Here is a 9,242-nt window from a genome sequence, read left to right as displayed (position 1 = left end):
GACCATCGTCCTCACCACCCACTACCTCGAAGAGGCGCAGGAGCTCTGCGACCAGATCGCGATCATCAACCGCGGCCTGGTGGTGGCCTGCGAGCCCACCACCACCCTGCTGCGCCGGATGGACACCCGCCACGTCCTGGTGACGCCGGAGGAGCCGGTGGAGGCCGCGCCCGACCTGCCGGGCTTCGAGACCCGGCTGATCAAGGCCGGCGGCTTCTCGGTGAGCTACCGCACCGGCCAGTCCAGCGTGGAGCAGGTGCTCGCCGCCATCCGCGCCGCGGGCCTGCACATCAAGGACATCTCCACCGAGGACCCGGACCTCGAGGACGTCTTCGTCGCCCTCACCTCGTCCGACGCGCCCGCGCACGTCTAGCGGGTCTCGGAAGGGCTCGTCCGCCCGTCAGCCGGGCATGGTCTCGAACTGCGGCGCGCCGGCCGGGATCTCCACCCAGTCGACCTTCGACCGCGTGAAGACGTGCAGGCGGGGCGCGAAGCCGTTCGGGTCGTCGAGCGTGCCGGCCTTCACCGCCTCCATGGCCGGATTGGCGCCCAGCCGCGAGCGGATCGGGGTCCCGCAGCGGCCGCAGAATTCGCGGTAGACCGGCGCGCCGCTGGTCGTGTCGGTGTCCTCGAAGGTGGTCATCTCGCCTTCGACGGCCATCGCGCCGGCGGGGACCAGCAGGTTCACCGAGAAGACGCTGCCCGACTGCCGCCGGCAGCGGGTGCAATGGCAGGCCGCCACGCCCATCGGGTCGCCCTCGATGCGGTAGCGCACCGCGCCGCAGTTGCATCCGCCCTCGATCATCGTCCTGGCCTCACCTTGGGACACGCGTCTAGAGACGGCAGGCTAGGCCGCAGGAGGCCCACGAGGAAGCACCCATGAGCGAACATGTGGCCGGCAAGTCCATCGTCATCACCGGCGCGGGCGGCGGCTTCGGCCGCCTCGTGGCGCAGAAGGCCGCCGCGCGGGGCGCGCGGGTGACCTGCGGCGACATCGACGCGGCCGCGGCGCAGGCCACCGTCGCGGCGATCGTGGCGGCGGGCGGGACCGCCCAGGCCCTGGCCGCGGACGTGACCCGGCTCGAGGAGGTCCAGGCGCTCGTCCAGGCCGCCGTGACCGCCCACGGCGGCGTCGACGTCATGGTCAACAACGCCGGCGTCATGCCGCTGGCCTTCTTCTCGGACCACGCGGCCGCCCACGCCGCCTGGAGCCGCTGCATCGACATCAACATCAAGGGCGTGCTGCACGGCATGATCGCCGCCTACGATCCGATGACGGCGGCCGGCCGCGGCCAGATCGTCAACGTCTCGTCGATCTACGGGAACTTCCCCGTGGCGGGCGCGGCGGTCTACGGCGCCACCAAGGCGGCGGTGAACTTCCTCTCCGAGTCGTTCCGCCTGGAGACGCGCGGCCGGATCAAGGTCACCACCGTGAAGCCCACCGGGGTCCCCGCCACCGGCCTCGCCGGCTCGATCGTCAATCCCGAGGCCGTGATCGGCATCCTGGGCGCCAACGCCCCCCTGTTCACCCAGATGGTGGGCGCCATGCGCGACGGCAGCCTGCCGCCCGCGAACCTCGACCCCGAGCACATGGACTATGTGGCGCTGGCGCCGGAACACATCGCCGACGCCATCCTCCACGCCATCGACCAGCCCTGGGGCGTGTCGATCGGCGAGATCACCGTCCGCGCCGCGGGCGACCACTTCGTGCTGTAGCCGTCATCCCAGCTTCGGCCCGCAGGCGTCGCCGCCGCGCGTCATCCCAACGCCGCGATGTCCGGCCAGCGGTAGGCGACCTCCCAGTAGCGGCCGCCGCCCGGCCCCGGCTCCTCGCGGGCGGGCTCGGCCTCGCCGCCCAGGTGCTCGTAGAAGCCGCGCGCCGCGAAGTTGTCGCGCAGGACCGAGATCACCAGCGACCGCGCGCCCTTGGCCGCCAGCGCCCGCGCCGTCTGGCGCAGCAGCCGCCGGCCCAGGCCCTGGTTCTGCGCCGCGCGCAGCAGGTAGAGCGTCGCCACCTCGGCCTCGCCCTCCACGCGCCGGCGCGAGGGCCCGCCCTGGGCGTAGCCGGCGAGGCCCCAGCGGTCCGCGGCCGCCAGCGTCACCTCGTCCGGGCCCGGCCGCGTCAGGGCGTGCGCGAACCGCCGCGCGTGCGCCGCCTCCGACATCCTCGCCAGGTAGGCGTCCGGCAGCAGGCCCTTGTAGGTCTCGCGCCACGCGGCGACGTGCACGCGCGCCAGCGCCTCGGCGTCCGCCGGACCGGCGGGGAAGATCACGAACGCCTGCTCAACGCTGCCGTAGGCCATCCATCCACAGCTTGGCGCTCGCACCACGGTGTTCAAGGGGTTCAGGGACTCGATGGCGTCGGCTAGCCTCGGCGGTCCGATGAACGCCCAGGTCTCCGCCGCCGTCCCCGAAGCCGCCGCCGGCGCCACGCCGGTCATGGCGCAGTTCTTCGAGGCCAAGGCGCGCCAGCCCGACGCCCTGGTCTTCTTCCGCATGGGCGACTTCTTCGAGCTGTTCTTCGAGGACGCCCAGAAGGCGCATGCGGTGCTGGGCATCACGCTCACCGCCCGCGGCCAGCACGGCGGCCAGCCGATCCCCATGGCGGGCGTCCCGGCCCACGCCATGGAGGCCTACCTCGCCAAGCTGATCCGCGCGGGCTTCAAGGTGGCGGTCTGCGACCAGCTCGAGGATCCCGCCGAGGCCAAGCGGCGCGGCGGCTCCAAGGCCGTGGTGCGCCGCGAGGTCACCCGCGTCGTCACGCCCGGCACCCTCACCGAGGACGGGCTGCTGGACGCCCGCGGGGCCAACCGCCTCGCCGCGGTGGCCGTGCGCGCCGGCTCGGCGGCCGTGGCCAGCGTCGAGCTCTCCACCGGCGAGGTCGAGTGCCTGGCGGTCACGGTCTCGGGCCTCGCCTCGGCGCTGGCGGCGCTGGGCCCGTCCGAGATCCTGGTGCCCGACCGCCTGTTCGCCGACGAGGCGGTCTCGGCGGCGCTCAAGTCCGCCGGCGGGTTCGTCCAGCCCATGCCCTCGGCCCTGGCCGAGCCCGGCGCCTCCGAGACCCGGCTCAAGCGCCTTTACGGCGTCGAAACCCTGGACGGCTTCGGCCCGCTCGCCGGCGCCGAGGTCTCGGCGCTGGGCCTGATCGCCGCGCACCTGGAGACCACCCAGGCCGGCCGCCTGCCCGCCCTCTCCGCGCCGCGCCGCGCGGGCGAGAGCGACGTCATGGTCATCGACCCGGCGACGCGGGCCAGCCTGGAGATCGAACGCGCCCAGTCCGGCGCCCGCGACGGCTCGCTGCTCGCCGCCATCGACCGCACCGTCACCGCGCCCGGCGCGCGGGCGCTGGCGGCCCGCCTGGCGCGCCCGCTGCTGGACCCCGCCGCCATCGACGCGCGCCTCGACGCCGTCGGCTGGTTCTGCGAGCGGCGCCCGCAGCGCCAGCGCCTGCGCGAGACGCTGAAGGGCCTGCCCGACATGGCCCGGGCGCTCAGCCGCCTGGCCCTGGGCCGCGGCGGGCCGCGCGACCTCGGCGCCCTGCGCGACGGCCTGGCCGCCGCCGGCGCGGTCTGCCGCCTGTTCGCCGACACGAAGCACCCGCTGCTCAGCCTTCCGGCCGAGATCGCCCAGGCGCTGGCCGCCCTGGACCTCGCCGGCCACCCCGACCTGGCGGCCTTCCACGACCTCCTCGCCGCCGGCCTCGGCGCCGAGTTGCCGGCGCTGGCCCGCGACGGCGGGTTCGTGGCCCCCGGCGTCCGCCCCGAGCTGGACCAGGCCCGGGCGCTGCGCGACGACTCCCGACGCGTGATCCTGGCGCTGGAGGCTCAGCTCGCCGCCGAGAGCGGCGTGGCGCTCAAGATCCGCCACAACGCCGTCCTGGGCTACTTCGTCGAGGCCACCGCCAAGGCCGCCGAGCCGCTGCTGAAGCCGCCGCTCAGCGCCACCTTCATCCACCGCCAGACCATGGCCAACCAGGTGCGCTTCACCACGGTGGAGCTGGCCGAGCTGGACGCGAGGATCGCCCAGGCGGCCGAACGCGCGCTGGCCATCGAGCTCGACACCTTCGAGGCCTGGCGCGACGCCGCCACCCAGGTCGCGGCCGAGGTCCAGGCCGCCGCCCAGGCCGCCGCGGCCCTCGACGTGGCCGCCGCGCTGGCCGAATGGGCCGACGACGTGGGCGCCGTCCGTCCCGTGGTCGACCGCTCCACCGCCTTCGAGGCCGAGGCCGCCCGCCACCCGGTGGTCGAGGCCGCCGTCCGCCGCGCGGGCGAGTCCTTCACCCCCAACGACTGCCGCCTCGACGGCGCGGGCGTCGGCGGGGCGCGCCTGTCGCTGGTCACCGGTCCCAACATGGCCGGCAAGTCGACCTTCCTGCGCCAGAACGCCCTGCTGGCCGTCCTCGCCCAGGCCGGCTGCTTCGTGCCGGCGAAGCGGCTGCGGCTCGGGGTCGTCGACCGCCTGTTCAGCCGCGTCGGCGCCGGCGACGACCTGGCCCGCGGCCGCTCCACCTTCATGATGGAGATGGTCGAGACCGCCGCGATCCTGTCGCAGGCCACGCCGCGCAGCCTGGTGATCCTGGACGAGATCGGCCGCGGCACCGCCACCTACGACGGCCTCGCCATCGCCTGGGCCTGCGCCGAGGCCCTGCACGAGACCAACCGCTGCCGCGCCCTCTTCGCGACCCACTACCACGAGCTCGCCGTGCTCGAGGGCCGGCTGCCCTACGTCTCCAACCTCAGCCTGAAGGCCAAGGAGTGGAACGGCGAGCTGATCTTCCTGCACGAGGCCGGCCCCGGTCCCGCCGACCGCAGCTACGGCGTCCAGGTGGCCAAGCTGGCCGGCGTGCCCGCGCCCGTCGTGGTCCGCGCGCGGCAGGTGCTGGAACGCCTGGAGAAGGAAGCCGCCGGCCCCGCCAACCTCGACGACCTGCCCCTCTTCGCCGCCGTCGCCGAACCCGAGGCGAAGTTCGGCCCCAGCCCCGTGGAGGAGGCCCTGCGCGCCCTCGACCCCGACGGCATGAGCCCCCGCGAAGCCATGGACGCGCTCTACCGGCTGCGAAGCCTGCTCGGCTGACGATGGCCGCCTATCTCGTCATCTTCGGCGCGGCGGTGAAGGCGGACGGACAGCCCAGCGGGACCCTCAGACGGCGGGTCGAAGGCGCGCTCGCCATCGGGCGGGACCTGCCGGATCCCGTGTACCTGCCCACGGGCGGACAGGGCCGCCACGGTCCCGCGGAGGCGGCGATCATGCGCGACCTCCTGCTCGCCGGCGGCGCGCCCGCCGACCGGATCGTCGTCGAGGACCGCGCGCGCGACACGCTGGAGTCGGTCGAGCGCTGCCACGCCCTGCTCGCGGCCCGGGGCGACGCCCAGGCCGTCATCCCCTGCACCAGCCGCTACCACATCCCGCGCTGCGCGCTCCTGTTCCGGATCCTCGGATATCCCGTGCGGACCTTCCCAATGCCCGCCGACCGGCCGCATGTCGGCTGGCGCAAGTGGCTGACCTACGTCGCCAAGGAATGTCTCGCGCTCCCGTACGACGCGGTTCTCTTGCTCTCTCGACGCCACCGCTCGTCGTGATACTTTCGGTTTCAACCGGGAGTGAGGCATGCAGCAGTCGACGCGGTGGGTGCTGATCGGTGTCGGGGCCGCGCTCCTCGTGGCGGTCGCCGTCTTCGTCTACCAGGCGCTGAGCCGGCCCGAACCGCGCGACGCCGACCTCGTGGCCCAGGCCGAGGCCGCGTGCCTCAGCAACACCCGCGACGCCGACAAGGCCGAGGTGCTGGGCAGCGGCGCGGTGAAGGCCGACAAGGCCGAAGGCAGCGCGGGCGTCGGGACCACGGTGGTGCGCGACCGCGGGTCGAACCGCGACCTGGACGCCGCGTCGCAGCAGGCCGAGAACGACAAGATCCGCGCCTGCATGGAGCGCTACCTCCTGCAGCGCCGCGCCCCGGGGGGCTGACGATGCGGGCGCTCGGCCTCGCCATGGTCGTGGCGCTGTCCGCGCCCCTGGCCTTCGCTCAGCCGGCGCCCGGCGCACGCCAGGGCGCGCGGGTGGACGAGACGGCGATGCGGCTGGCCCGGCAGGTCGATCAGGCCGAGCGGGCATGCCTGTCCAGCACGACCACCACCCAGCGCACCAGCATCACCGGCCGCCTCCAGGCCCTCACCGACGGCTTCCTGAACGCCCTGGGCTTCGAGCGGAAGGTCGAGGCCATCCGCGGCGCGGCCCGCACCATGCCGGCCGAACTGGCCCGCATCGAGAACGACGCGATCCGCACCTGCATGACGCGCTACCTGGGGCCCGCCTTCGCCGCCACCCAGGCGGCCTACCAGGCCGCCGACACCACGGCGCCCTACCCACAGCCCATCGACCTGCAGATCCGCCTGCAGCGGCGTCACAGCACCGATCCGGCGCGGTTCAGCCACAACGTCCGCCTGCTTCTCCAGCCCAGCGGCCGCCGGTCCCCGGTGAACGTCACCCTCGCGCCGCAGGATCCGGGCGGCCTTCCGTACTACCAGTACCCCATCGCCTATCCCGACGCGCAGGCGGCCCTGCGCGGCACGATCGTGGCCGAGCGCAAGGAGGACGCCGCCCTCTCGTCCAGCCCGCCCGTGCGCACCGACATCTGCCTGCAGCGCCCGGCGGCCTACCCGCCGCAGCGGCGGGAGTACGAGGTGCTGGAGTGCGTCGAGGGCGGGCAGTGCCAGAGGGCGCGGGACAGCACCGGCTGGCTCCAGGTCTGCCGGCCCGTGGCCGAGGCGGCGCCGGCGCGGGTCTGGCGCGCGGCGTGGCAGCCTCCGGAGGGCCCGCGCCAGCGCTGGGTCGCCCCGTCGGTGCAGAGCCTGTCCACGCGCGAGAGCGAGGGCGTGGGCTACACGATCTTCTCGCTCACCACCGACGCCTTCCGCCGTCCCGATGTGGTGGCGGTCGAGGTCGAGGTCACGGCCAACGGCGTGCCCGTCGAGGAAGAGGGGCTGGCGCCGCAGCTGAGGCCGGTCGCCAACCAGCCCGACGAGCCGTTCGGCTACAGCTTCGCCGTCCAGATGCTGGGGTTCACCGGCGCCTATGCCGGCTGCGACCTGGTCGAGGTGGGCCTCACGGCGGTGCTGGCCGACGGCCGGCGCGAGCCGCAGCGCCGGGCGCGGATGTCCTATGTGGCGCTGCGCGACGTGCCGACCCGGCGCGAGGCCCTGGGCGGCGACGAGCTCGCCTGGACCGCCAGCTACATCACGCCGGCGCGCGAGTGGCGCCACATCACCGAGGTGCAGTCCTACATCTACGACACCCGCAACGCGGCGGCGGCCGAGCGCGCGCGGGAACGGGCGGCCGCGGACAAGCAGTGGCTCGACGGGGCGGGGTTCACCTACCAGGGCCAGCGCATCGTGGGGGTCGTGCGGCCGCCCCGCACGATCCAGCCGAACGGCTCGGCGGCCTTCGGGCTCGCGGTCGGCCTGATCCAGCCGAACGGCCAGGTCCGCTTCACCTTCTCGGAAGGGGAGACGCGGCGGATGATGGCGCACATGGCCTCGCTGAGGCAGACGCCCCGCGCCCGCCAGGTGATCCACGCCGAGCCCTTCCTCTTCCAGGCCCGCGGCGGCGCGCGCACCGCCCCCGGCGTCTGCGAACGCATCGGCTGACGCGCCGCAAGGGCGGCTCGGCTATGCTGGACCGTAAAGGAGCGGACATGCCGAGCGCCGAGCGGGACTCGTTCAATGCGGTCGCGAAGGAATATGACGCCGTACGGCCGACGTATCCGGCCCAGCTGTTCGCGGATCTGGCGGCCGTAGTCGGAGGGCCTGGCCAGCGTGTGCTGGAGGTGGGCTGCGGCAGCGGCCAGGCCACCCGGGGCCTGCTGGAGCGCCAGTGGGATGTCGTCGCCCTCGACCCGGGCGCAGAGCTGATCGCCCTGGCCAAGGCGCAGCTGAAGGGGCCGCTCGAACTGCATGTCGCGCGGTTCGAGGACTTTGATCCCCCGGCCGGCGCGTTCCGGCTCGTGACCTCGGCCCAGGCGTGGCACTGGGTCGATCCCTACCTCGGCTTCCCGAAGGTGCACGAAGCCCTGGAGCCCGGCGGGGTGTTCGCGATCTTCGGGCACGTCCCCATGGCCTCGCCGCAGGTCCTGGAGCGGCTTGAGCCCGTCTACGCCGCGATCGCTCCGGACCTCTGGGGACCGCCGCCCGAGGCGTGGTACCTGCCGCAGGGGCCCGTGCGGGCGATGTTCGACGCCACCGGGATGTTCAAAGCCGTGACGCATCGGGCGTACGCCTGGACTGAAGTGGGATCGGCGGAGTCGTTCGTCCGCCAGCTCGCGACCCGCTCCTACGTCAACGCCATCGAGCCGCCGAAGCGCGCCCACCTCCTGGCCGAAATCAGGACGGCGCTGGCGCCCCTGGGCGACCTGGCGCTGCAGAATGAGACCCATCTCTACTGGGCGTCGCTGAAGCCGTGACCGCGCCTCGCGTCCTCATGGTCGACGTCGATGGCGTGGTGATCCGGCCGCGGCCGGGGGGCTGGGGCGCCGAGATGGAGGCCGACCTCGGCCTGCCGGTCGCCACCCTGCAGGCCCACTTCTTCGGGCCGCACTGGGCCGACGTGGTGCTGGGGCGCGCCGGGCTGCACGAGCGCCTGGCCCCTGTCCTCGCCGAGCACGCCCCGCACCTCACAAGCCGCGCCGTGGCCGACTACTGGTTCGCCCGCGACGCCCAGCTGGACGAGGCGCTGCTGGCCGACCTCGCCGCCCTGCGCGCCGCCGGCGTCCGGCTGCACCTCGCCACGGTGCAGGAGCACGAGCGCGCGGCCTACATCTGGAACCGCCTGGGCCTGCGCGACCGCTTCGACGCCATGCACTACGCCGCCGACCTCGGCTGCGCGAAGCCGGACCCGGCGTTCTTCACCGCCGTCCAGGCGCGCACGGGCCACGCGCCGGCCGACCTCGTCCTCCTCGACGACCGCCACGACAACGTCGAGGCCGCCCGCGCCGCCGGCTGGGGCGGCGTCCTCTGGGACGGAACGCGCCCCCTCGCCGAAGCGCTGGCCGACCGCTGACCGGCTCCGTCATCCCGGGCGCAGCGCTCGCCAGAGCGCGAAGACCCGGGACCCAGCCGCACGCCCCTCAACGCACGCCCATTGGGACGATTGCATCTCCCGAAGACCTCGACTTTCGCCCCGCAGACGCTCCGACGAGATCGACGCCGCGCGCGGGCGGCGTCCGGCGGGGCCGCCGCGGCCGGCCCGGTCCG

General features: G+C 74.3%; 9 protein-coding genes and 1 pseudogene. 8 read left to right on the top strand and 2 right to left on the bottom strand.

Features of this window, described 5'->3' with window-relative positions; genetic code table 11:
* Positions 1-373 (top strand): annotated as a pseudogene (locus tag JNK30_RS19025) (ABC transporter ATP-binding protein); the annotation flags it as partial.
* 27 nt (positions 374-400) lie between these two features.
* Here JNK30_RS19025 and JNK30_RS19020 read toward each other — a convergent pair.
* Entirely contained in the window at positions 401-805 is a 405-nt protein-coding gene (locus JNK30_RS19020) for a GFA family protein (protein ID WP_293484665.1), read from the bottom strand.
* A 74-nt stretch (positions 806-879) separates the two neighbouring features.
* On the opposite strand from JNK30_RS19020, the gene JNK30_RS19015 reads away from it, so the two are divergent.
* On the top strand, positions 880-1,716 hold the full coding sequence (locus tag JNK30_RS19015; protein WP_293484663.1) for an SDR family oxidoreductase: 837 nt from the start codon (positions 880-882) through the stop codon (positions 1,714-1,716).
* 41 nt (positions 1,717-1,757) lie between these two features.
* Here JNK30_RS19015 and JNK30_RS19010 read toward each other — a convergent pair whose 3' ends face one another.
* Positions 1,758-2,303, bottom strand: coding sequence for a GNAT family N-acetyltransferase (locus JNK30_RS19010; RefSeq protein ID WP_293484661.1), 546 nt, complete (start codon positions 2,301-2,303; stop codon positions 1,758-1,760).
* Positions 2,304-2,382: 79 nt separating this feature from the next.
* Here JNK30_RS19010 and mutS point away from each other — a divergent pair, with 79 nt between their 5' ends.
* From mutS to JNK30_RS18980, 6 genes are read left to right on the top strand one after another with little or no spacing between them, the layout of a single operon-like run.
* A complete protein-coding gene (gene mutS, locus JNK30_RS19005) occupies positions 2,383-5,073 on the top strand; it encodes a DNA mismatch repair protein MutS (RefSeq protein WP_293484674.1) in 2,691 nt (896 codons plus the stop codon).
* Positions 5,074-5,075: 2 nt separating this feature from the next.
* Positions 5,076-5,579, top strand: coding sequence for a YdcF family protein (locus JNK30_RS19000; protein WP_293484660.1), 504 nt, complete (start codon positions 5,076-5,078; stop codon positions 5,577-5,579).
* Positions 5,580-5,607: 28 nt separating this feature from the next.
* Complete coding sequence (locus JNK30_RS18995) at positions 5,608-5,961, top strand: hypothetical protein (RefSeq protein ID WP_293484658.1); 354 nt, start codon at positions 5,608-5,610, stop codon at positions 5,959-5,961.
* Positions 5,962-5,963: 2 nt separating this feature from the next.
* The gene (locus tag JNK30_RS18990) at positions 5,964-7,640 is read left to right on the top strand and encodes a hypothetical protein (protein WP_293484656.1); all 1,677 of its coding nucleotides are present in this window, start codon (positions 5,964-5,966) and stop codon (positions 7,638-7,640) included.
* Positions 7,641-7,687: 47 nt separating this feature from the next.
* On the top strand, positions 7,688-8,452 hold the full coding sequence (locus JNK30_RS18985) for a class I SAM-dependent methyltransferase (RefSeq protein WP_293484654.1): 765 nt from the start codon (positions 7,688-7,690) through the stop codon (positions 8,450-8,452).
* Positions 8,449-9,048: an HAD-IA family hydrolase gene (locus JNK30_RS18980; protein WP_293484652.1), complete on the top strand. Its 600-nt coding sequence runs from the start codon at positions 8,449-8,451 to the stop codon at positions 9,046-9,048. Before JNK30_RS18985 ends, JNK30_RS18980 begins: the two co-directional genes overlap by 4 nt.
* Positions 9,049-9,242: the final 194 nt, after the last annotated feature.

The sequence above is a fragment of the Phenylobacterium sp. genome, from assembly GCF_016793225.1.
GTDB lineage: Bacteria > Pseudomonadota > Alphaproteobacteria > Caulobacterales > Caulobacteraceae > Phenylobacterium.
This window is presented reverse-complemented; position numbering and strand designations above follow the sequence as displayed.

Excerpts from the sequence above, each read along its gene's own strand:
- JNK30_RS19000 (WP_293484660.1), top strand. The coding sequence starts at position 5,076 with ATGGCCGCCTATCTCGTCATCTTCGGCGCGGCGGTGAAGGCGGACGGA.
- JNK30_RS18995 (WP_293484658.1), top strand. The coding sequence starts at position 5,608 with ATGCAGCAGTCGACGCGGTGGGTGCTGATCGGTGTCGGGGCCGCGCTC.
- JNK30_RS19020 (WP_293484665.1), bottom strand. The coding sequence starts at position 805 with ATGATCGAGGGCGGATGCAACTGCGGCGCGGTGCGCTACCGCATCGAG.
- JNK30_RS18990 (WP_293484656.1), top strand. The coding sequence starts at position 5,964 with ATGCGGGCGCTCGGCCTCGCCATGGTCGTGGCGCTGTCCGCGCCCCTG.
- JNK30_RS19010 (WP_293484661.1), bottom strand. The coding sequence starts at position 2,303 with ATGGCCTACGGCAGCGTTGAGCAGGCGTTCGTGATCTTCCCCGCCGGT.
- mutS (WP_293484674.1), top strand. The coding sequence starts at position 2,383 with ATGAACGCCCAGGTCTCCGCCGCCGTCCCCGAAGCCGCCGCCGGCGCC.
- JNK30_RS19015 (WP_293484663.1), top strand. The coding sequence starts at position 880 with ATGAGCGAACATGTGGCCGGCAAGTCCATCGTCATCACCGGCGCGGGC.
- JNK30_RS18985 (WP_293484654.1), top strand. The coding sequence starts at position 7,688 with ATGCCGAGCGCCGAGCGGGACTCGTTCAATGCGGTCGCGAAGGAATAT.